The organism is Pseudomonas sp. FW306-02-D09B (assembly GCF_058782685.1).
In genome coordinates this window covers 173,102-194,308 of record NZ_JBYSXY010000008.1, presented here as the reverse complement: position 1 = coordinate 194,308, position 21,207 = coordinate 173,102, and the positions used below count along the sequence as shown (strand labels likewise).

At 57.8% G+C, this 21,207-nt stretch carries 20 protein-coding genes; 8 read left to right on the top strand and 12 right to left on the bottom strand.

All coding sequences use genetic code 11. The features are described 5' to 3' along the window. The first annotated feature begins 118 nt into the window (after positions 1-118). Entirely contained in the window at positions 119-499 is a 381-nt protein-coding gene (locus AC3WK5_RS15855; RefSeq protein WP_103316033.1) for a RidA family protein, read from the top strand. A gap of 41 nt (positions 500-540) precedes the next feature. Here AC3WK5_RS15855 and AC3WK5_RS15850 read toward each other — a convergent pair whose 3' ends face one another. The 7 genes from AC3WK5_RS15850 to AC3WK5_RS15820 all read right to left on the bottom strand — a co-directional run bounded on the left by AC3WK5_RS15850 (position 541) and on the right by AC3WK5_RS15820 (position 7,894). Then, a complete protein-coding gene (locus AC3WK5_RS15850) occupies positions 541-1,254 on the bottom strand; it encodes a phosphocholine cytidylyltransferase family protein (protein ID WP_103316032.1) in 714 nt (237 codons plus the stop codon). A gap of 85 nt (positions 1,255-1,339) precedes the next feature. Continuing rightward, positions 1,340-1,957, bottom strand: coding sequence for a gamma-glutamyl-gamma-aminobutyrate hydrolase family protein (locus AC3WK5_RS15845; RefSeq protein ID WP_103316031.1), 618 nt, complete (start codon positions 1,955-1,957; stop codon positions 1,340-1,342). After that, entirely contained in the window at positions 1,954-4,269 is a 2,316-nt protein-coding gene (locus AC3WK5_RS15840) for a PEP-utilizing enzyme (protein ID WP_103316074.1), read from the bottom strand. Before AC3WK5_RS15840 ends, AC3WK5_RS15845 begins: the two co-directional genes overlap by 4 nt. 5 nt (positions 4,270-4,274) lie before the next feature. Beyond that, positions 4,275-5,024 (bottom strand): class I SAM-dependent methyltransferase, encoded by a 750-nt coding sequence (locus AC3WK5_RS15835; RefSeq protein WP_103316030.1) that lies wholly within the window; start codon positions 5,022-5,024, stop codon positions 4,275-4,277. Continuing rightward, positions 5,021-5,710 (bottom strand): adenylyl-sulfate kinase, encoded by a 690-nt coding sequence (locus AC3WK5_RS15830; protein ID WP_256585164.1) that lies wholly within the window; start codon positions 5,708-5,710, stop codon positions 5,021-5,023. Before AC3WK5_RS15830 ends, AC3WK5_RS15835 begins: the two co-directional genes overlap by 4 nt. Continuing rightward, positions 5,616-6,812 carry a hypothetical protein gene (locus tag AC3WK5_RS15825; protein ID WP_103316028.1) on the bottom strand — a complete coding sequence of 399 codons (1,197 nt, stop codon included), beginning with the start codon at positions 6,810-6,812 and terminating at the stop codon, positions 5,616-5,618. The genes AC3WK5_RS15830 and AC3WK5_RS15825 overlap by 95 nt, the downstream gene beginning before the upstream one ends. A gap of 368 nt (positions 6,813-7,180) precedes the next feature. After that, on the bottom strand, positions 7,181-7,894 hold the full coding sequence (locus AC3WK5_RS15820; RefSeq protein ID WP_103316027.1) for a murein L,D-transpeptidase catalytic domain family protein: 714 nt from the start codon (positions 7,892-7,894) through the stop codon (positions 7,181-7,183). A 144-nt stretch (positions 7,895-8,038) separates the two neighbouring features. On the opposite strand from AC3WK5_RS15820, the gene AC3WK5_RS15815 reads away from it, so the two are divergent. Both AC3WK5_RS15815 and thpR read left to right on the top strand, forming a co-directional pair. Further along, positions 8,039-9,610 carry a L,D-transpeptidase family protein gene (locus AC3WK5_RS15815; RefSeq protein ID WP_103316073.1) on the top strand — a complete coding sequence of 524 codons (1,572 nt, stop codon included), beginning with the start codon at positions 8,039-8,041 and terminating at the stop codon, positions 9,608-9,610. Positions 9,611-9,644: 34 nt separating this feature from the next. Beyond that, positions 9,645-10,190 (top strand): RNA 2',3'-cyclic phosphodiesterase, encoded by a 546-nt coding sequence (gene thpR / locus AC3WK5_RS15810; protein WP_103316026.1) that lies wholly within the window; start codon positions 9,645-9,647, stop codon positions 10,188-10,190. A 524-nt stretch (positions 10,191-10,714) separates the two neighbouring features. On the opposite strand, the gene AC3WK5_RS15805 is transcribed toward thpR, so the two are convergent. From AC3WK5_RS15805 to AC3WK5_RS15795, 3 genes are all read right to left on the bottom strand, one after another. Next, the gene (locus AC3WK5_RS15805; RefSeq protein ID WP_103316025.1) at positions 10,715-11,569 is read right to left on the bottom strand and encodes a glycosyltransferase; all 855 of its coding nucleotides are present in this window, start codon (positions 11,567-11,569) and stop codon (positions 10,715-10,717) included. A gap of 232 nt (positions 11,570-11,801) precedes the next feature. Further along, positions 11,802-13,151, bottom strand: a complete 1,350-nt coding sequence (gene gudD / locus AC3WK5_RS15800) for a glucarate dehydratase (protein WP_103316024.1) — start codon at positions 13,149-13,151, stop codon at positions 11,802-11,804. Between the two features lie 38 nt (positions 13,152-13,189). After that, complete coding sequence (locus tag AC3WK5_RS15795) at positions 13,190-14,548, bottom strand: MFS transporter (protein WP_103316023.1); 1,359 nt, start codon at positions 14,546-14,548, stop codon at positions 13,190-13,192. Positions 14,549-15,099: 551 nt separating this feature from the next. Between AC3WK5_RS15795 and AC3WK5_RS15790 the strand changes: the two genes are divergently transcribed. Beyond that, the gene (locus tag AC3WK5_RS15790) at positions 15,100-15,810 is read left to right on the top strand and encodes a FadR/GntR family transcriptional regulator (protein WP_103316022.1); all 711 of its coding nucleotides are present in this window, start codon (positions 15,100-15,102) and stop codon (positions 15,808-15,810) included. Positions 15,811-15,827: 17 nt separating this feature from the next. On the opposite strand, the gene AC3WK5_RS15785 is transcribed toward AC3WK5_RS15790, so the two are convergent. Further along, positions 15,828-16,817, bottom strand: a complete 990-nt coding sequence (locus tag AC3WK5_RS15785; RefSeq protein ID WP_177474808.1) for a LysR substrate-binding domain-containing protein — start codon at positions 16,815-16,817, stop codon at positions 15,828-15,830. Between the two features lie 105 nt (positions 16,818-16,922). On the opposite strand from AC3WK5_RS15785, the gene AC3WK5_RS15780 reads away from it, so the two are divergent. Continuing rightward, complete coding sequence (locus AC3WK5_RS15780; RefSeq protein ID WP_103316021.1) at positions 16,923-18,092, top strand: M20 aminoacylase family protein; 1,170 nt, start codon at positions 16,923-16,925, stop codon at positions 18,090-18,092. Positions 18,093-18,172: 80 nt separating this feature from the next. Then, on the top strand, positions 18,173-18,961 hold the full coding sequence (locus tag AC3WK5_RS15775) for an ABC transporter substrate-binding protein (RefSeq protein WP_103316020.1): 789 nt from the start codon (positions 18,173-18,175) through the stop codon (positions 18,959-18,961). Between the two features lie 308 nt (positions 18,962-19,269). Here the strand turns inward: AC3WK5_RS15775 and AC3WK5_RS15770 are convergent, their stop codons facing one another. Continuing rightward, on the bottom strand, positions 19,270-19,548 hold the full coding sequence (locus AC3WK5_RS15770) for a DUF3303 domain-containing protein (protein WP_103316019.1): 279 nt from the start codon (positions 19,546-19,548) through the stop codon (positions 19,270-19,272). A gap of 262 nt (positions 19,549-19,810) precedes the next feature. On the opposite strand from AC3WK5_RS15770, the gene AC3WK5_RS15765 reads away from it, so the two are divergent. Both AC3WK5_RS15765 and AC3WK5_RS15760 read left to right on the top strand, forming a co-directional pair. Then, a complete protein-coding gene (locus AC3WK5_RS15765; protein WP_103316018.1) occupies positions 19,811-20,152 on the top strand; it encodes a DUF190 domain-containing protein in 342 nt (113 codons plus the stop codon). 140 nt (positions 20,153-20,292) lie between these two features. Then, positions 20,293-21,204, top strand: a complete 912-nt coding sequence (locus AC3WK5_RS15760; RefSeq protein WP_103316017.1) for a pyridoxal-phosphate dependent enzyme — start codon at positions 20,293-20,295, stop codon at positions 21,202-21,204. Positions 21,205-21,207: the final 3 nt, after the last annotated feature.

Sequence of the window (21,207 nt, the reverse complement as noted above, 5' to 3'; positions counted from 1 at the left end):
CGAAGTCGTCGCCGAGAAGACAGGGTTGCGTGCATTGATTGCTCCCACACGATGGGGTTGTAAACTGGCCGCGGCTTACACGATCACCCCTTTAGCACTTCAAGCAAGAGATCCTCTCATGGCAAACCAAGACCTGACCTTTATCCCCGACCCGGACCCGGAATCCATCTCCTCCGATGTTGTCGGTTTCGGCGGCCTGCTGGTCTCGACCCAGATCCCCACCCGCGCTGACGGTAGCCTGGAGCTGGGCGGCATCACCGAGCAGAGCGAGTGCACGTTGCAGGCACTCAAGGTCGCGTTGGAACGGGCTGGCAGTTCCATGGACCGGGTCATGCATTTGACCATCTACCTCACCGACATGGCTGATCGCGCCGCCTTCAACGAGGTTTATCAGCGCTTTTTTGCCAAGCCCTGGCCGGTGCGCGCCGCCGTTGGCGTAGCCGCCCTGGCAGTCGAAGGCATGCGCGTGGAAGTCACCGCGATGGCGGCCAAGGGCTGAGTCCGCGGGTCATCGCGACAGATCAAGCATTGCGGCTCATTCTATTGATACAAGGAGAGGTCTTCAGAGGAGTCGACCTCTCCCCATTCTCCTGTGTAAGGAAGGGCGTGTATCGGGACCCGACCCGCATCAATGACTTGCTGAAGGGTGTTCGTCATATGCACTTTGTCACACTGCTCCGGGGTTAATGCTGAGCGAAGCCGGACGACTTCTGCCCAACCCTCAGGCGTGAAGCGCAAAAGCCCCATGTATTGGCCCTGAATATCGTCTGCTGATTCTGGTTTGTTGCCGATTTCAGCCAAAGTGTCAGCGGGTGTCAGGCGGAACGTTTCGGCATCCAGTAATGGATTGCCAAAACGCTGTGTCCAAAGCTCCAGCCAATTCGGGTCATAGGTGACAGCCAGGGAAGCCTTGCATGTCATCAACGACTGGACCGCTGCCGGGCTGTAGAAAATATCGGAATAACTCACGATGCACGGCTCTGCCTGCAACCAGGCTTCAGCACACGCCAATGACGACACCATATTGGTTTGCGCCCAGCGTGAATTATGGAACTCGATCAGCCCTTGGTCTGCCAACAGCTCGCGTTTGTAGCCGGTAACGATGGCTATCTCGCTAACGCCAGCAGCGCGCAGCGCCACAAGCTGCCACTCCAGCAGTGTCTTGCCACGCAACTTGACCATGCACTTCGGACGTTCATCCGTGAGGCTTTTCATGCGGCTGCCACGTCCGGCAGCCAAAATAATGGCTTTCACAACAGTTCTACCTCATGAGTTTTCGAATGGAATTCGTCTCGGCGAGTGGGGTGCCAAGTACCAGCTCTCAGGCCGGGTACAGGTTTTATTCACCGAACAACTTCTTCAATCGTTGAATGTCGTGCGATGCAAAAAACGCCTCTCGTTCCGGGTGCCACATCCAGCCTTCCCAAGGCAGGCTGAGGTGTCGAATGGCTTCGATTTGCCCATCTTCACTTCGCGCCAAGACCTCAAACCCTTTCGGGCAGTCGGCAAGGGCAAAACTGTGATAACTGTTCACCTCGGCAACAATCTGTCCCGACAACTTATGCCGGGTTCGCACATGACCTGTAACCGGTTTTAGTTCGCTGCCTTCCGAGTGCGCGATCATCTGCATTCCCCGGCAAATTCCGAGTACTGGCAAGTTGTGGGATCGTGCATGGTCAAGCAGTCTGCCTTCGGTCAGGTCGCGTGCCGAACACTGACCGATGTCATTTCCGCCCGAAACAACGATGGCCTGTGGTGATACCGCGTTCAGCCAGTCATCCAGGGCATCGTGAATCACTTCTCCATCGGGTGTTTGCAGGTACAGCCCGTTGGGTACCGGCACCGGTATAAATCCGGCAACCAGAAGCAAGGTGACCAGACGCTGATCCAGTGCATCACGGTTTTCGCCGCGCTCAGGAATTACGTCCACGCGCTGGCTGACGGCAACGACCTTCATGCCATCATCTCCACCCAGCGCCCGGGACAGTCCAGATGTAAGCGCTGAGCCGACGACCAGCGGCGGTAGAGCACTTCACCGGCACCGATGACCGCTGGCAGGCCGAGCTCACCGGCACGAATCGCCATGTGCGAGTTAGCGCCGCCCCATGCCGTTATCAACCCGGCAATCGGGTAGGCAAATAACCAATCAAAACCTGGGTCCGCATTGGGAATGCAGACAATCGCCCCGGCGAGCTTTTCCCGGTCGTCGCTGAGCACCACGGGGGCTGTTACCTGCTTCTGGGTGATGAAGTTGGGTGCTGTTTCAGGCCACTCGAAGGACCAGACATCCTCCGGTCGGGTAATCACCGGCGGCAGCGATATCTTGAGGGTCTTTTCGTAGCGGGCCTTGCCCTGTTCAATACTGCGCAAAAGCACATCTTTCGGATCTGCTGCAGCGACGTGCAGCTCCTTCAAGGCGCTGATGTCGCAATAGGCCATCTCTTCGCGTTCAATGCCATGCTGGGCGCCGACTTCAGCAATCAGTGCCAGGGCATCCGAGAGATTGCGGGTGAAGTGGAACTTGGCCAGCTCGCGTAGTTCGATACCGGCTTGCATGAAGTCCAGCAAGCCAACCGGATCAGGCTCCAGGCCGTGTGCCTCCTGCTGCTTCACGATTTCGCGCATTTGTGGAAGGGTCAGCGAAAAGGGTTGTACTGGCTCTGGGGTGGATGGACGCTGGGTCCAGTCAAAGTAGAGTTCCGGTGCTTCATCGTAACGAGGCGAAAGGATGTCGTAGGTGCCCGGGCGCAAGTGTCCGTAGCGCGCGAGGAACGTCGCCTTGTCCAGTGTCGCCCGGTCACGTGCCAACTGGCCGCTGACGGTCGAGACACCCCCCATGAAGCAATCGTAGTCAGCCTGCGAGAACACGCCCACCGTCACCAGCGATCTAAGCATCTGCACCGCGACGAAGCCTGCGCGGGCCAGGCCGGCGAAGGGCAGGGTGCCGTAGCGTTTTGCATCCTCCAGCAACCAGTAAATCCGCTCCAACGGGTCGGCGTTGGAGGCCAGCAATTCTTCGCGTCGCGCATTTAGCATGTCGAGCTTATTGGCATCGGCGCGCCATAAGCCGTCCTTGGGATGAACGATGCGGTTGGTCAGCTTGCGCAAACTGGTGCTGATGGCCTCTAGCTCGTGCTCCAGGAAACCGGCACTGGCCAAGCGCTCCAGTCGCTGCGACAAATCCAATGTGTAGCACGAGAAAACAATCTCGAATTCCACCTTGTCGTGCAGCGTCGGTTCGGCCAGCAGTCGATCGATATAGTGATCGACCAGCCGCCCGGCCAGTCCCTCATCGAGGTCTGCAGGAATGAAGGAGTTGAACGACAAGCGCACATCGATGTACGGCAGCCCGAAGAAATGCGGCATCAGCGGGAAACTGCGTAAGTTGCGATAGCCGTAATTGTGGCGCTGGTAAGCCCAGATTGAGTCGGTCACCAAATCCCGGTACAGCGAGAGCGCCAGCGGTTTGGGACGGATTCCGATAATCTCGGCCGGATTCCAGTCCGGCATTACGCCATAGACGGTACGCTGGCCAATCAGGAAGGGGTGCGGCTGCATGCCTCGCGCCACCTTGCGCTGAATACTTTCCAGCCGGGCGGCCTGCGTTGTTTCGGATTCCGGGCGTGATGGCAAAATTAATGGTCGGGCCTGTAACAGCCACAATACCTCGCCTTCTTCTTCGCGTGTGACAGCGAACTCGCAATCGATCGGCGCGCCATCGAACAACGCCAGCAATTCTTCGAGCAAGGCGATCAAGGGTGCGAATTCTGGTGGCGGCGGCACTTTGCTAAGTGCCGCCTGCTGCCAAAGCCGACCGCCCATGCCGCCGGTGACTGATGCCGTGTCACTGCCTTCCGACCAGTTCACAACCCGGTACGGCGCACAGGTATTCGGGTCGTGGGAAAAGGCAACGCCGGAACGAACCACGTTACCCAGCATCGGTTGAATCAGTACCTCGTCTGCCAGGTGTACTTCGCCATAACTTGCGATCACCTGTTCAACGGCTGATACCAATCCTGCTTCATTGACGCCAGGGATCGAGAGAAAGGCCCCTGCACAGGAAGCTTGCGCGCCATCTTCGCGCAGACAACTGGAGCGCACGATCCAGGGACCGGCTCCCAGCTGTCCCTGGATATCACGAAAACAGGCTTGCCCACCGATTTGCCAGTCCCTCACGGTGAACGACAACAGCGGAGCAATGCGAGCCGACTTGAGCCGCTCTTGTAGGCTGGCCAATGTGCCAGCCTTGGTAGAGAAATGCAGCGCCATCGGCATTATCTCAACTGAGCAACCCAGATATTGGTCGAGTACGGAATCTGGATCGAGGACGTCTGAAGGCTTTTCAGATAGTCATCGATTGCGCTGATCACCTCATGGAAATTCGCACCGGCTTGGCGCTCCAGCGTCGCGTGCGAACGCCAGGCTTCCAGACACTCTTCAATGCTTTGTTCGTGAATGACACGCGCATCAAGATGAACAACAGGGCCGAAAAGCGCACTGGCATCGATCACGGCAGTTTGATCTTCACGACGAGTACCGTAGCCATAACCCTGTACCCGTTCTTTGATGATGGCTTCGATGCGGGCCTGGATCGGATCATCAAGATGACGATGATTCCACATGCAGGCGAACCAGCCTCGAGGCTTGAGAATGCGCGCGGTTTCCTTGAGTGCCTGCTGGCGGTCGCAGACATTGAAGGAACTGCCAAAGGTGACCATGTCGAAAGCGTGCGACGTTTGTCCTGTGACTTCGCCCGTCCCTTCATGCCAGCTTACGTTGGCCAGGTCTGCGGTACGCTTGATGCCATTCGCGCGCATCGCATCATTAGGTTCCACCGCAACAACATCCAGACCACGCGCAGCCAGCATCATGGTCAGGTGTGCGACGCCTGCTCCGACATCGCAAAACCTGTCGCCTTTCTCGGCACCAGCAATCGAGAGCATCGCATCGATCGCGGCGTCAGCGTAATCAGGACGTTTCAAATAAGCATCAGCCAGCGCGGTGTAATCCCATTCGGTTTTCATACCAACTTCCTTTTATAAAAACGATGTAGTAAATCATCTGTCAATGTTTGCAGGGGACGGTCAGGTTCGAACTCAACCACCCAGTCTGCCGCTGTCGGTTCATCAATCGATACATCGAGCCCCGCGACATTCTGCAACTCGCCCGCATAAAACCGGCGATATATATCCTTGGGGTCCCGGCGGCGGAGTTCCTCCACCGGCACCTTCAAGTAAACCTCGAAATAACCAGGCAGGTGGGTACGGTTCCAGGCATGAACTTCGCGGAACAGCGAAATCGTTGCAATCACCACCGTGAGCCCCTGCGCGGCAATCACTTTGCACAGGTGGGCGTATTGCATGGCCAACGCCAATCGCCCCTCACGCCCATGGTTTTGAGAGTTAGCAACTGTAGCGCCAAATACGTCGCGCAATTCATCGCCATCTAACATGACAACCGACTGGCCACGGCTTCGTAGTTCGGCAACGAATTCATGGGCCAAGGTTGATTTGCCAGCACCCGAAAGACCTGTAATCCATACTACCCGCCCGGTGCAATCATCTGTCATATCGACCTGGCTTGTTTTCAGTTTAGAAGTGTTAATCAGCAGAGACTCATGATGGTTGCAGGATGCTTTCTTGATTGCTGATTTCGTTCTTGTCGATTTCTCCAAAAGAATCGATCGAACAGTAGCGGAAATCAGACTCATGCTGTTTCTGAACCAGGTCTTGAAAAACTTCATTCGGGTGATGCAGGTCGCTGTATTCTTCTTCATGGAATTTCTGATACCTGAGAAAATGCTCATCAGGCGTAAGCGATTCGATTTCAATGGCTATTTCTTTAAGGCGGTCGCCACTATTGGCTATTGGCAGCAAACCACTCATTTGTTTCAGCCAGGCCTTGACGATAGGGTTGCTCTCGCTGGCTGCCGGAACATAATAGATTGGCAGTCTGCAGGTGTTCAGCATAAAGGAAACACCACCGCTCGAGGCGTCGGTAATGAGGGTGTCACAGCGTTGGTAGAATTCTTTACTGCTTTCTTTGGATTCATCAATTGAGATCCATTGGTACTGAGAAAGCAGTCCACACAACTCTTTTACATACGGCGCTTCAACGTCAGTCATGTACGGGCGTAAAATAAATGTCGCATGAGGAATAGTGGACTTGACCGAGTTGATAATGGTCTCCATATTTTCATATAGAGTAGCACCGCTCGGGCATATTCCTTTTTGGGTCGGCAGAAGGCCTACGACATACTCATCGGCTGTTCGCAGATAGTCAGGGGGGAACCTGAAAGGCTCGGGGATTTTGACTGGCAGTGTAGATATTGCACTTGTTTTTCGAAGGTCCGAGCGCAATGATCTTCCTTCAAACACTTTACGCAGCGCGTGCCTGTCATGCCGGTAAAGCTGTAGACCTGCTTTAATCAGGTCAAAAAGCGATCGGGATGAAGAAACAATCGCGTCCCAATGTGATGTCCAATCGGAGCAATAGTATTTGTCGTCGATGGGCATGCCGACATTGCCATGCGCAATAAAAATGCCAAAATTTGACTCGTCCAGCAGTCGCCCAATCGAGGCGTCATTTGAGATGACTGTTTGCGATCTAAGCATTGCGATAAACGTCAGTTCCACCTCCTCAACCGGACTGTTGAGGATCTGTTCTGCTTCGTGCTTGCTGATACCGACAGTCTTGGTCTGGAGTACTATGCAGTTGTACTTGTCGCGAAGAGCATTTAGCGCTGGCAGCAAGTATTCAAGGTATGTTTTTCCGCCATTATTGACGTTGCTGATCAAGTAAACGGTTTTCATGATAAAAGATGCACCTTCAATACTTCCCTAGGTAAAACCAGATTTAGACCATGTAAATGCACGAAAGCGGAGAAGCTTTTCGGTCTAACCCTGGCGCTTCTCCTTCAGCGCGTGTACACCCTTGTCGTGATGCAAATCAAACTAAAATCGTATCGGATTTTCTTGGAAAATTAACGACAGCACTTGATCTGTAAATGCGAAGGATTCTCCAATATACCACGCGATTGGCGTATTGCCATCATTTCGAGCGGGCATGATATGGAGCAGGACAGTAAGCTTATCGGCAGTGATCAAGCGGGCTTTACATCGGTAGTCGTTAATTTTGGTGATGCTTGACCACAACAACACCAACCTTCTCTCCGGACACGTCAGTTGCCATTCGCGGTGAGGATGTCGGTCCCCAGATGTGGTCGACAGTTGAGGTAGGCCGAGGCTTTCAGCCAGTGCTGGTCGGGATACCAGGAAAACATGAACTGGCCGTCCTTGAGTTTATCGATCACCTGGCGCGCCACTTGCGGGCGCACTGCCGGGCAACCCTGGCTGCGACCGATACGTCCCTGGCGTTCATTCCATAAGGGATTCACGTAGTCGGCCGCGTGAATCACGATGTCGCGATCACGTGCGCGGTCATTGAAGCCCGGTTCCAGGCCATCCATGCGCAGCGAGTAACCATGGCTGCCCTGATAGCTTTCCTGGGTGCGAAACAGGCCCAGACTGGACTGATAGCTGCCGACGCGATTGGAGAATTGCGTGGCGAAATTTTCCCCGGATTTTTGCCCATGAGCGACCAGATCGCGCAGTACCAGGGACTTTTTGCGCAGATCGAAGATCCAAAGACGACGAGCCGTGGACGGTTGCGAATAGTCGATCACGGCCAGGCGCTCGGCCTGCTTCGCGCCACTGTTGACGGCGCATTGCATGGCGTCCAGGGCACTTTGCAATGCTTGGGGATTGAGTTCCGGAGCGGCGTGCGCGAGGCTGTTATATAACGCTTGATTGTGGGTGTCGGCGGCGAATGCCGGACTGCACATTGCGCCCAGCGTCATAGCTGCCAGACAGTGTCGGCGTAAAAAGGTCAGCATGCGCAGAGAGTCCTGTTGTTATTGTTGGCTCCCGACCTCCTGTTGTTCCCTCGGCAGGCCTGTGCATACGCTGGCCTTGGTGCTTGCCGCGCCTGCTGCAGAGGTTGACCGTCTACTTGACGGCCATGGAGTGGAGTGAAGCAGTTGATCAAAAAGCACGCATGTTACTTGAGCCTTTTCCTGCTCGCTGCGCCATTGGTCGCGACTGCCCAGAACGAGCTGGCTGATCACGACAGCCCATTGAAACTGGCGCTCACTCAATTGCCGGTCGATTGCCCGCGCCTGGCCGCGCACCTGAGTGCGTCGGCGAAAACGCTGTTGCAGGCTTTTTATCAGCAGCAGGACTATGTCCTGATCTGGACGGCCAACGGACGCTTGTCGGCCTTGCAGGCACAGGTGCAGCAGTTGGCCGATGACGGACTGGACCCGAAGCGCTACAGCCTGCCCACGGGTGCTGCCGAAGGGGATGCAGTGTGTGCCGATATCGGCATCAGTCAGCGTTATCTTCAAGCCCTGCAGGACCTGCGTTACGGCCGCTTGCGGCAATCGCGTTTCGAGCCGTTGTGGCATGCACAGGCAGTGCCGTACGACCGACCCGCCGAGGTGCTGGCCATCGCCGGGCCGGGTCTGCAAGACATGGCGACGGCTTTTCAACTGGCGCGTCCAAGCCTTGAGCAATACCAGAGCTTGCGCCGTGTTTATGCCCGACAGCGTCAGCAGCCGTTGCCCCATTGGCAGGTGCTCGCCAGTGGGCCCTTGTTGCAACCCGGCGCACAGGATGCGCGAGTACCTGAACTGGCGACGCGACTCTTCAGTGAAGGCTATCTGGCCAACGTTTCCGCGGGTGTCGGCACGGTCTACAACAAGGAGCTGGTGAGCGCGCTGAAAAGCTTCCAGCTGAGCCATTCGCTGCAAGCGGATGGCGTGCTGGGGGAGGGCACCTTGACCGAGCTGAACGTCAGCCCGGCGCTGCGGCGCGAGCAGTTGCGGATCAACCTCGAGCGTTTTCGCTGGCTGGCGCAGGATCTGGAACCCAATGGTCTGCTGGTCAATGTGGCCGCGGCGACGTTGACCGTCTATCAGGGCGGTACGCCGGTCTGGCAGACGCGCACTCAGGTGGGGCGTGCCGAGCGGCAGACCCCGCTGCTGAAGTCGTCGGTTACGCGCCTGACCCTGAACCCGACCTGGACCGTGCCGCCGACCATCATGCGTGAAGACAAGCTGCCGGAAATTCGCCGGGATCAGGCGTTCCTCGGTAAACAGAACCTGCAGGTACTGGACAGTGACGGCCATCCGTTGGCGGTGGACGAGATCGACTGGGATAACCCCGGCAACATCCTCCTGCGCCAGGACGCGGGGCCGAAGAATCCGCTGGGGCAAATGGCGATCCGCTTCCCCAATCCGTTCGCCGTGTACCTGCACGACACCCCCAGCCAGGCGCTTTTCCAAAAGGCGCCGCGGGCGTTCAGTTCAGGCTGTGTGCGGGTCGAGCAGGCAATGCAGTTGCGCGATCTGTTGTTGAGTCCGGCTGAGCGTCAGCGGACCAATGAGTTGCTGGCAACGGGGCTGACCCACGAATTCAGGCTGGCTACGCCGGTGCCGATCCTGCTCAGTTACTGGACCGTGCAAGCCGACCGGCAAGGCCAGTTGCTGTATGCCCCGGATATTTATGGGCGGGATGCCGCATTGTCGGCCGCGCTCGGCGGCAAGTCCTGAGCGTTACTCGCACTCCAGTCGGGAGGTACACGGCATGAACAATGGACCGCGTGAGCAGGGCGAACCGTTCAAGCGATTGTTTTTCGCGCTGCCCTGCGCCACGGCACAACGTCGAGCGATCGCCCAATGGCGAAGCGCTCTGCGGCTTACTAGCGGACGTCCGGTGCCAGCGGAAAATTTTCATCTGACGCTGATGTTTCTGGGGGCTGTGGCGGTGACGCAGATTCCTGATATCTGCGCGGCTGCCGCGCAAGTCAGAACGCCGGGCGAGCGCTTGACGGTCTCTCTCGACCAGTTGGATGCCTGGCGTCGTGCCGGTGTTTTGTTACTCGCGCCAACGCAGACGTCGTTGCCGTTGCGTCAGTTGGTGTATGCCTTGCAGCAGGCGATGCTGCCGCTTGGGTTTGCCGACGCGCCTCGGGAATATCGTCCTCATTTGACCTTGATGCGTGACTTTCGAGAGCCTGTTCCGGAGTCTGAAACACCCCCGGACTTTCATTTGAGTGCTGGGAATTTTGTGCTGTTCGAGTCGCATAAAGGCCGCTATCGGGCGCTGGCTGAATGGCCTCTGGTGTCGTAGGCTGCGATCTCTTGACCTTGGCGGCCTGGTAGCCGACCTATCTCTTGCGGATGTACACCAATCTACTGTGGGAGCCGGGCTTGTCCGCGATGGCGGCCTGACAGCCGACCAATCTCCCGCTGGTGTACATATTCATTCCTGCGGTAACGGCCACTTACGGTTTCGCTCTTACAGCGACTCCCTTTGGCAGACGCCCCAAAGGAAGCAAAGGTCTTCGCCCCAAGCGTACGGCACCTCGCCTAGGCTCGGCGTCCCCTCGCTCCGGCATTCATCAGGGGGCATCGCCTACGGTCTGCTTCGCGACGACCTCCTCTCGATGTGTTCGACTGCGTCGAACGGCGCTGCGCGCCTTCCCCCTGATGAACGCCTCCACTCGGCCTCCCGATAGGGGCGGGTGGATCAAGATCAACGGCGGCAGGCGAGCTAACGCTCGGCCTGTTGAGTGGTGGGGCGGGTGTATCACTTCGTTGTGGTGGGTGATATCTGTGGAGCTGCCGCAGGCTGCGATCTTTTGGAAGCAGGCATCAAACAATAGCGGGAGAGCGTGCTTGCTTGAACGATCCCACGTAGCCATTTGTCTGTAATGCATCAGCCTTGAATGCTCGCTGTCCGGTCAATTGGTTGTACACCTTGACCCTGCGGTGGTTATTCGCATATCCGCCCATCGCTGAAACCGTCCCGCTTTGAATATGGTCCAGATAACGGAATATCGTGCGTGGCGAAATGAAGCTGATCTTGTAGTTCAGCGCCGCCATTCGATCTTGCAGTTCGTAACCGGGATTGCGCCCATCCATTTGAAAGTGCAGGCCGTGTTTTTTAACCAGGTGCACGTTCCACAGGGTGCAGAAGCTTTTCAAGTGAACTTCCCTGAACGGTTTCGGTGCCCGAGCATTCAATCCCAGGGCCAGCAAGCTGCGCCGGGTGTAGTGCTTGAAAAACCGTGAAGTCAGGCGCCAGGCCGTTCGGGCCACACCTCGGTTTAGCTGTTCCAGGCAGCCGACCGCCGCCACTTCCTGCGGGCCAGCGCACAGGCTGAGCATCAGGCTGAACACGGCCGGGTCGTAAATGAACGTGTCGGTGTGCAACAAAAACAGGTACTCGGTTTCAACCTGCTCCAGGGCAAGATCCAAGGCCCGGCCATGAGCAAAACTCCCGGCTTCAGGAGCGTTGCTTTTGCGTTCGATCAGGTTGATCCAGTCGAGCGTGCGCAGGTATTCGCTGCTCGCATCGTTCGAATAGTTGTCCACCACAAACACCGGCACGCCAGCTGCTTGCACATGCTCGCGCAGCAGTTCCAGGCAGGTCCTGGTCAGTTCAAGCGATTTATAGTTGACCAACACAATGCTGTAGTTGGCCTTGGTCGAAAGTGGGCGCGTCATAGGTTATTTAGCCTCGAATGCTGCCTGAACTTCAGGCGTGCGCTCATCCTAGAGAGGTCAATCTTTCGGCCTGTTCTCGGCGGGATAAATTTTTTGACAGGGTTGTTTCTGATCCCGATAAACGCGGAGGCGCGGGGGCGGAGGGGATGGATCTATTCGCGAGAAGGCGAGGACAGGGCAATGAACCTGTCCTCGCTTGTTTCAAGGCATCACGTTGCGTAGCCGCCGAAACTCAGCGCACCAGGCAGGGTTTCTTGTTATCGAACTTCCAGCCCGGAATCATGAACTGCATCGCCACGCTGTCGTTGCGCGCGCCGAGGCCCATGCCTTTGTAGAGTTCGTGAGCCTTGGCGACCGCGTCCATATCGATGTCGACGCCCAGGCCGGGCCTGGCTGGAACCTTGATATGACCGTCGACGATTTGCAGCGGCTCCTGGGTCAGGCGTTGCCCGTCCTGCCAGATCCAGTGGGTGTCGATTGCGGTGATCTCGCCGGGTGCAGCCGCCGCGACCTGGGTGAACATCGCCAGTGAAATGTCGAAGTGGTTGTTGGAGTGAGAACCCCAGGTCAGTCCCCACTCATGACACATCTGCGCCACGCGTACCGAGCCTTGCATGGTCCAGAAGTGCGGATCGGCCAATGGAATGTCTACCGATTGCAACTGGATGGCATGGCCCATTTCGCGCCAGTCGGTGGCGATCATGTTGGTCGCGGTTTTCAAGCCCGTGGCGCGGCGGAACTCAGCCATGACTTCACGGCCCGAGTAACCGTTTTCTGCACCGCATGGGTCTTCGGCGTAAGCGAGAACATGATGCTGATCGCGGCACAAACGGATGGCTTCTTTAAGCGACCAGGCGCCATTCGGGTCAAGAGTGATACGTGCATCAGGAAAGCGCTCGGCCAAAGCAGTAACGGCTTCAATTTCTTCCTCGCCGCGCAGCACACCGCCTTTGAGCTTGAAGTCGTTGAAACCGTATTTGGCCTTGGTGGCCTCGGCCAGGCGCACGACGGCTTCAGGCGTCATCGCCTGTTCGTGGCGCAAGCGGAACCAGTCATCGGCGTCGGGTTCGCTGCGATACGCCAGATCGGTCTGGTGACGGTCGCCAATGTAGAACAGATAGCCGAGCATCTTCACCGCATCGCGTTGCTGGCCTTCACCGAGCAAGGCCGCCACCGGGACTTCGAGGAACTGACCGAGCAAATCCAGCAGGGCCGCCTCCATGGCGGTCACCGCATGGATGGTGATGCGCAAGTCAAAAGTTTGCTGGCCACGGCCGGCCGAATCGCGGGCAGCGAACGCACTGCGCATGGCGTTGAGGATGCTTTGGTAGTTGCCGATCGGTTGCCCGACCACCAGGCTGCGGGCGTCTTCCAGCGTTTCACGAATGCGCTCGCCGCCGGGGACTTCACCGACGCCGACGTTGCCGGCGTTGTCCTTGAGAATGACGATGTTGCGGGTGAAGAACGGGCCGTGGGCGCCGCTGAGGTTCATCAGCATGCTGTCATGGCCGGCAACCGGGATGACCTGGAGGCTGGTGATCAGCGGGGCTTTGCCGGTGTGGTGCAGGTGTTCAGTGTTCATGTTCAGTTCCTGTCTTGTCAGTTCGAGCCAAGCGCCGATCAGTGCGATTTACCGAGCACGGGCTGGTGAATGTCCGTGTTGGCTGTGTCCGTTACCGTGGGTTTGGTCTTGGCGAAAAACACCAGCAGCGCAGCAATGATCGAGGTGCCTGCCAGGCCATACAGCCCGCCCTGAATGGAGCCGGTGGTTTGCTCCAGAAAGCCGAAGGTGGTGGGGGCGACGAAGCCGCCGAGGTTGCCGATGGAGTTGATCAGGGCGATGACTGCGGCAGCGATCCGGGCATCGAGGTAGCCCTGGGGAATCGGCCAGAACAGCGATGAGGCTGACTTGAAACCGATCGCCGCAAAGCAGATGGCGATAAACGCGAAGATCGGCCCGCCTGTGGTCGACAGGAACATGCCCGCGGCGGCGATCAATAGCGCAGCCGCAACCCAGGCCTGCTGGAACTTGAACTTGCCCGACAGTGCAGCGAAGGCATACATGGCGACAATCGAAATCAGCCAGGGAATCGAGTTGTAGAAACCCACCTGAATGTCGCTGAGGTCGCCCATCTTCTTGATGATGCTGGGCAGCCAGAAGGTCGCGGCGTAGATCGTCAGCTGAATGCAGAAGTACAGCGCGCAAAACAGCATGATCTGACGGTCCTTGAGCAACTTGCCCAAGGTCGGCTTGACCGTGTGGGCGGCGTCGCGCTCACGTTGTTCGCGATCGATTTCGCCCACCAGAGCATCTTGCTCTTCACGGCTCAGCCACTTGGCGTCATGCGGTTTGGAGTCCAGCCAGAACCAGACAAAGAAGCACAGGAACACCGACGCCATGCCTTCAATGATGTACATCCATTGCCAGCCATGCATGCCCAGACCGTTGATTTGCAGCAGCATGCCGGACAGCGGGCCGGAGATCAGCGAGGCGAATGCCGAGCCGCTGAGGAAGATCGCGATGGCTTTACCGCGCTCGACGCCGGGCAACCAGCGAGTGAAGTAGTAGATGACGCCAGGGAAGAACCCGGCTTCGGCCACACCCAGCAGAAATCGCAAGATGTAGAAGTGGGTTTCGTTCTGGATGAAGGCCATCAGCGTGGCGGTGATGCCCCAGGTGAACATGATCCGGGTCAGCCAGAAACGCGCCCCGACTTTTTGCAGCAGTATGTTGGAGGGCACTTCGAACAACGCATAACCAATGAAGAACAAACCGGCACCGAGCCCGTAAGCCGCGGCACCGATGCCCAGGTCGTGTTCCATGTGGGTGCGGACGAAACCGATGTTGACGCGGTCGATGTAATTGACGATGAACATGATGACGAAGAGCGGGAGCACATGGCTCTTCACTTTCGAAATGGCGCGTGCCAGGACAGGATCGTCCGGCGAGACGGCAGGTGCAGCGCTTGAGTTGCTCACGGTTCATGACTCCCACTGATTATTGTTATGCGGGTGTGGTGCTGCAGCGTTGTTTTGCGACTTAAGTTGCCAGTCATCATACAAGTGAGATTTTTGAGTCGCAATACGAGTCTTGTGACCAAATGGCTATAAAAAATTGGTTTGTAAGATTTAAATGGATGAAATTGAGGTGTTTTAGGCGGTTAAGGCTCGATTTTGACTCGGGGTTCAGTTTTTCAAGATAAGCATTTCGCTCGCTATGCAAACGAGATAGTCGAATAAAACCACTGAAACAGCTATGTTGTCTGACATGTTGAAGCGCAAAATCAGCACCAGGGCGAATACCGCTAACCTAAGCCGTCACACATCCCCTGTAGTAGCTGGCGAAGCCGGCGTTCGGCCGCGCAGCGGTCGTAAAATCAGACACCACGTTTTTTCAGGTTAACCGTGGAGGCAGGATTTACGACCGCTGCGCCCGAACGCGGACCGAGCCGAACGCAGGCTTCGCCAGCTGCTGCGGATTGTGTAATGACGGTAGTATTCTGAAGCCTCCTTTGAACGGGTCGGACCACATGCAAAACCAATCCAGCGGTTCAGGCCGCAAGCGTGCGCCAGGCCTGGCGCACGACATTGTTGCCGAGCTGACTCAACGCATCCTGCTTGGGCAGATCGCACCGGGTGAAAAACTGCCTTCCGAGTCGACGATTGTTCGGGAGCACGGAGTCAGTCGCACCGTGGTTCGCGAGGCCATTTCCAAGTTGCAGGCGTCCGGTCTGGTTGAAACCCGGCATGGCGTGGGAACGTTTGCCCTGGAACGTGACTCGCATCAGGGGTTTCGCCTGAGCAGCGACACCGCCATCAGCGTGCGGGGGATTCTCGAACTGCGCATGGGGCTGGAGACGCAAGCCGCAGCCCTGGCCGCGAAGCGCCGAACCGACGATCAGCTTGTCCGGATGCGCCAGGCGCTGGACGACTATCAGAACTCGTTGGCCAATAACGACAGCAGCGTTGAGCCCGACATGCGTTTTCACCGATTGATTGCCGAAGCTACCGGGAATACGTACTTCACCGACATCATCTATCACCTCGGTAACTCGGTCATACCGCGCACGCGGATCAACGCGCAGGAGCGGGGTGACACCGACCTGATGAAGCTGGGTCAATCCGCCAGTCTGGAGCACGAAGCGATCTTCAATGCGATTCGCCGGCAGGACCCCGACGCGGCCAGAGCGGCCATGTTGCTGCATTTGAGCAACAGCCTGGAACGTATGGCGGTTGAGTGACGCGGTGCTGCGTCACCTCACACCAACAACCGCAGCGTTTCAAACAGCTGCCGGTCTTCCTTCTTCGCCGAGCGCGCATGGCGTCGAATCACCTGTAGCAGGCAATCGGTAAAACACAGCGCCGGATTGCTCAGCGAACCGTTGCGGCGAGTGACGATGCTCAGCTGTCTAGGTTCGAACTGCTCGATCAGGTTCACGGACACCAACCGGCCGAGGAAAGGTGAGGCGGTGCTGAGGACGGTCGGGCCCCAGGTACACATGTCGGCCCGTTCCAGCATCATTTGCAGGATTGCCAGTGAATGGGCGCGCACGATGCGTTGCTCATCGATCTGCGCGTTGTGCCTCCAGAACAGCTCCTGCATCAGCGCATCGTGACCGTCTGGCGCGTAGTTCAGGGTCCAGTCCTGGTCCAGCAGCTCGTGAATCGACCGGGCGTTCTGTCGCGGATGACCTTGGCGAACCAGCACCGACGTCTGGTATTCGAGCAGGGTTTCGCAGGCAAATTCCGCGGTCGCTTGTGCCGGATTAAGCTGGCCGATGGCGAAATCCATGCTGCCGTCACGCAGCAGTGGCTGGGCCACCGCCATCAGGCTTTCGAACAACTCCAGATGAATCTCCGGCATGCGTGCCCGAAAAGCCAGGACCACTTCGGGCAGGAAGGTTAACGCGACCCAGGGCGTGACCCCGACGCAGAGCCGCCCCTGGGCCTTGCCGCGCAGGTGATCGAGTTCGGTCTGCGCATGCTCCAGTTGCTTGAGCACCAGCCGGGCGTGCATCAGCAGCACCTTGCCGAACTCGGTGAAATTCAGGCCGCTGGGGGTTCTGACGAACAGCGGCAACTGTTGTTCGGTTTCCAGCTCGCGCAGGGCTTTGGTCACCGCGGCCTGGGAGATGTCCAGCGAACGCGCGGCGGCGCGGATGCTGCCGGTCTCGGCGCTGGCAATCAGGGCTTGTAATTGATGCAGTTTCATCTGCTCACCGTGGTGACAACTGTTGGTTGTCATCATAACCAAACTGCGCCTCCCCAGCCTACGGCCCATTCCCTAAGATCGACCCGACAGCGCCCAGGTTGAATCGCCGGCAGCTGAATATTCTTATCGAGGAGCACACCCATGAATGCTGGCCACGTCCTGCCAGGAGTCGCTGCGCTGCAGGATGAAATGATCACCCTGCGTCAGCGTATTCACGCGCACCCCGAACTTGGCTTTGAAGAGTTCAGCACCAGTGAGCTGGTGGCGCAGTGTTTGACGCAGTGGGGATATGACGTCAGCACCGGCGTGGGTAAGACCGGCGTGGTCGGGACCTTGAAAAATGGCGAGGGCCGATCCCTCGGGCTGCGCGCAGACATGGATGCGCTGCCGATCCAGGAAGCCACCGGGTTGCCTTATGCCAGCCGGATCGACGGCGTGATGCACGCCTGTGGCCACGACGGTCATACCGCAACCTTGCTCGCGGCGGCCAAATACCTGGCGCAAACGCGGGAATTCAACGGCACGCTGAATCTGGTGTTCCAGCCGGCCGAAGAAGGGCTGGGCGGTGCGAAGAAGATGCTCGAGGACGGGCTGTTCGAACGCTTCCCGTGTGATGCGATTTTTGCCATGCACAACATACCGGGCTATTCCGCCGGGCAGTTGGGGTTTTACAGCGGGCCGTTCATGGCCTCTGCCGATACCGTCACGATCAACATCATCGGCACCGGTGGCCATGGCGCGGTGCCGCACAAGGCGGTCGACCCGGTGGTGGTCTGCGCATCGATCGTGATCGCCCTGCAAAGCATCGTCTCGCGCAACGTCAATCCGCAGGAAACGGCAATCATCACGGTCGGTTCGATTCATGCCGGGAACGTTTCAAATGTGATTCCCGCGTCCGCGGAAATGATCCTGAGCGTACGCGCCTTGACGCCTGAGGTTCGCCAGTTGCTCGAACGCAGGATTACCGATCTGGTCAACGGTCAGGCGGCGAGTTTTGGCGCGCGGGCCGAGATCGATTATTACCGTTGCCACCCGGTGTTGATCAACGATCCGGAGCAAACCGCGTTCGCCCGTCAGGTCGCACGGGAGTGGCTGGGTGAAGGGCAACTGATCGAAGACCTGCGGCCCTTCACCGCCAGCGAGGATTTCGCGTTCATCCTGGAACAATGCCCCGGCAGCTATCTGGTGATCGGCAATGGCCAGGGCGATGGCAGCTGTTTGCTGCACAATCCCGGTTACGACTTCAATGATGCTTGCCTGCCAATCGGCGCAAGCTATTGGGTAAAGTTGGCCGAGGGTTTTCTGCGTTGAGGCGCACGGTTTTTTAACATCACGGTTATACAAAAAACGGTCGGTAACCCGACTCGGCGAACCCCTGGAGGACAATAACAATGAATAAGATGATCGCGGCGGTTTCACTGGTCTTCATGACGGCATCCGGCCTGGCCGGTGCGGCCGACTGGTCCGGTAAAGTGTTGAGGTTGGGTATTGACCCGACGTACCCACCGTTGGAATACAAAAACCAGGATGGCACGCTGACCGGTTTTGGCGTCGACATCGCCGACGCGCTGTGTGCAGAGTTGCACGCTAAATGCGTCTGGGTTGAAAGCAGCTGGGACGGGATGATTCCAGGGCTGCTGGCGCGCAAGTTCGACGCTATCGCGTCGTCGATGACTGTCACCCCCAAGCGTCAGGAGCAGATTGCGTTTAGCGACAAGGTATCGAATGCGCCGGCACGTTTGGTGATCAAGCGCGGATCGGACCTGCAGCCGACTGTTGAGTCGCTCAAAGGCAAACGCATCGGCGTGGAGCAGGGCTCGACCCAGGAGGCTTTTGCGAAAGCCGTCTGGGGCAAGCAGGGGGTAGAGATTCTTTCTTATCAGAATCAGGATCAGGTCTACGCTGACCTGGTGGTCGGGCGCCTCGATGCGTCGTTGCAGGGCTCGATTCAGGCCAGCTATGGTTTTCTGAATAAGCCGGTGGGCAAGGATTACGAGTTTGCCGGCGGCACCCTGGACAACCCGGACTTCTTCGGCGTCGGTGACGGCATCGGCGTGCGCAAGAGTGACGTTGAACTGCGTGAAGACCTGAACAAGGCCCTGGCGACCATTCTCGCCAACGGCACGTACGCGAAGATCAACAAAAAGTACTTCGACTTCGACATCTACGGCGCGAAGTAAACCCCGCTCGATACGTTGAATAGAACAGTCGCCTGGACTAACGCCGGCCATTTAAGAAAAAGGTGCGCCGAACGCAATACCTGTGGCGAGGGGGCTTGCCCCCGTTGGGTCGCGAAGCGGCCCTGAAATCGATGATCGTACTGTGTCAATGAGAACGCATCTGCCGGTTTTACGACGGCTTCGCCGCCGAGCGGGGGCAAGCCCCCTCGCCACAAGTTGTCGGTTTGTTCCGGGGCAGACCAACAGCTTATTGATCGTTCCCATGCGTGGGAACGATCAATGATGTGCGTCTTTGCAGGCGCCGACCGTTACTTGCCAAGCGCCGCTGCCAGCAGCGGAGCCGCCTGTTCATCCGTCAATGCAGGGTGAATCTCCATGGCCAGCAGGTCGCTCCATTCGAGCACCCATTTCTGTATCAGTGTGACATCACTGGCCTCTGCCACACCAAAACCGGTCATGCGTCCTACGGCATGCCAGCGTCCCAGCATCTTGACGCCTGCAGGTGGGGCTCCACCTGTTTTGAGAAAACGTTCGATCGCGCTATTACGGCGTTCCGGAGTGATTGACCAACTGACGATGTAGAGCATCTGCCACCTCCTGTCAGGGGCTGGCACCGGTTTTTCTCTGCGCGCACAAGGTAGGTGCCGCGACCCTGGCCACGCATCTGTTTTCAGCGCCTCCCTCGGCTGACTTGATCGACAGCTCCCATGAGAAGGCATAGCAGCCTGCTGAATGCGGCGTATGACCGCTGATCTTCTTTATCGCCTCTGCAACAAATCCCGGGCACTTCAATATTCGGCAAGGCAGGTTTATGTTGAATCATTGAGGCCATTGAAGAGGAGATCCGTCATGCAAGGTTTTCTGGTGATTTTCTTTACTCAGCAAAACCGGCGTCATCACGGAAAAATGCTCGGTGACTGGCTCATCGATCTGGCGAAAGAAATGGGCCTGCACGGGGCCACTCTGGCAACCGGTATCGAAGGCTTCGGGCATTCCGGGAAACTGCATTCCGCGCATTTTTTCGAGATGGGCGATCAGCCCGCCGAGATCCGCCTGGCGATTACCGAAGAAGAGTGCACTCGCCTGTTCGAGCGACTCGAAGCCGAAGACATTGCCTTGTTTTACATCAAGGCACCGGTTGAATTTGGAATCGTGGGCAAAAGAGCCGAGCCGTCCGGCCACCAGGTTTGATAGTGTTGGCCGAGCCAGGAAGGCGCCGACGTCTAAACTCAGCGGTATATCCCGGTCCTGGGGGCATTCGTCGAATGTGCCTTTGCCAGCACCGGTACCAGCCTTCTATTTATCCGTTTTTTTTGATCAGGATGCCCGTGATGCTGCATATCAGAACACCGTTGATACTCCATCCGGGGCTCTCGACGCCCAGCCGGCGCATCTGGCTCAAACTGGAAAACCTGCAACCCAGCGGTTCATTCAAGCTGCGCGGCATGGGCTTGCTCTGTACCCGCGCGGCCGAGCAGGGGATGAAGAAAGTGGTCTGCCCATCCGGCGGCAATGCCGGCTATGCGACGGCAGTGGCCGCCGCGGCGTTGGGGCTGGAAGCGAGCATCATCGTGCCGCACACCACCCCGGAAAGCACCCGGGCGCGAATCGCCAAAACCGGAGCGCAAGTGATCGTGCACGGTCAGGTGTGGGACGAGGCCAACCAGTTGGCGCTGGAACTCGCCAAGGCGCCCGATACCGAATACGTGCCGGCGTTCGACCACCCGACGCTGTGGGAAGGGCACAGCACGATGATCGATGAAATTCTGCAGGACTGCCCTCAGGTCGACACGATAGTGGCGTCGGTGGGCGGCGGTGGTTTGCTGGCCGGGATCCTCACCGGACTGGAACGCCACGCCCGGCTGGATTGCCGGATTATCGCCTGTGAAACCGAAGGCGCAGCGTCATTCGACGCCGCGGTCAAGGCCGGGCATCCGGTCAAACTCTCTGAAATCAGCAGCATTGCCAGCTCACTCGGGGCGCTGCAAGTTGCGCAATGGCCGGTTGAGCACATCCAGCACTTCCCACACACCTGTGTCGTGCTGACGGATGCCGAGGCCATCATGGGCGTCGTCCGTTATGCCGATGACCTGCGTCAACTGGTGGAGCCGGCGTGCGGTGTTTCGCTGGCCGTGGCGTATCTGGATCACCCGGCGATTGCCGGTGCCCATGATGTGGTGATTATCGTGTGTGGCGGGATCAGCATCAGTGCGCAGAAGGTTGCCGGCTGGCAGAACCTTTGACAT

Coding starts and splice junctions, on each gene's coding strand:
- AC3WK5_RS15805 (WP_103316025.1), bottom strand. CDS start 11,569: ATGACGCGCCCACTTTCGACCAAGGCCAACTACAGCATTGTGTTGGTC.
- AC3WK5_RS15785 (WP_177474808.1), bottom strand. CDS start 16,817: ATGATGACAACCAACAGTTGTCACCACGGTGAGCAGATGAAACTGCAT.
- AC3WK5_RS15770 (WP_103316019.1), bottom strand. CDS start 19,548: ATGCTCTACATCGTCAGTTGGTCAATCACTCCGGAACGCCGTAATAGC.
- AC3WK5_RS15780 (WP_103316021.1), top strand. CDS start 16,923: ATGAATGCTGGCCACGTCCTGCCAGGAGTCGCTGCGCTGCAGGATGAA.
- AC3WK5_RS15760 (WP_103316017.1), top strand. CDS start 20,293: ATGCTGCATATCAGAACACCGTTGATACTCCATCCGGGGCTCTCGACG.
- AC3WK5_RS15775 (WP_103316020.1), top strand. CDS start 18,173: ATGAATAAGATGATCGCGGCGGTTTCACTGGTCTTCATGACGGCATCC.
- AC3WK5_RS15845 (WP_103316031.1), bottom strand. CDS start 1,957: ATGAAGGTCGTTGCCGTCAGCCAGCGCGTGGACGTAATTCCTGAGCGC.
- AC3WK5_RS15825 (WP_103316028.1), bottom strand. CDS start 6,812: ATGAAAACCGTTTACTTGATCAGCAACGTCAATAATGGCGGAAAAACA.
- AC3WK5_RS15830 (WP_256585164.1), bottom strand. CDS start 5,710: ATGAGTCTGATTTCCGCTACTGTTCGATCGATTCTTTTGGAGAAATCG.
- AC3WK5_RS15820 (WP_103316027.1), bottom strand. CDS start 7,894: ATGCTGACCTTTTTACGCCGACACTGTCTGGCAGCTATGACGCTGGGC.
- AC3WK5_RS15765 (WP_103316018.1), top strand. CDS start 19,811: ATGCAAGGTTTTCTGGTGATTTTCTTTACTCAGCAAAACCGGCGTCAT.
- AC3WK5_RS15840 (WP_103316074.1), bottom strand. CDS start 4,269: ATGGCGCTGCATTTCTCTACCAAGGCTGGCACATTGGCCAGCCTACAA.
- AC3WK5_RS15855 (WP_103316033.1), top strand. CDS start 119: ATGGCAAACCAAGACCTGACCTTTATCCCCGACCCGGACCCGGAATCC.
- AC3WK5_RS15790 (WP_103316022.1), top strand. CDS start 15,100: ATGCAAAACCAATCCAGCGGTTCAGGCCGCAAGCGTGCGCCAGGCCTG.
- gudD (WP_103316024.1), bottom strand. CDS start 13,151: ATGAACACTGAACACCTGCACCACACCGGCAAAGCCCCGCTGATCACC.
- AC3WK5_RS15835 (WP_103316030.1), bottom strand. CDS start 5,024: ATGAAAACCGAATGGGATTACACCGCGCTGGCTGATGCTTATTTGAAA.
- thpR (WP_103316026.1), top strand. CDS start 9,645: ATGAACAATGGACCGCGTGAGCAGGGCGAACCGTTCAAGCGATTGTTT.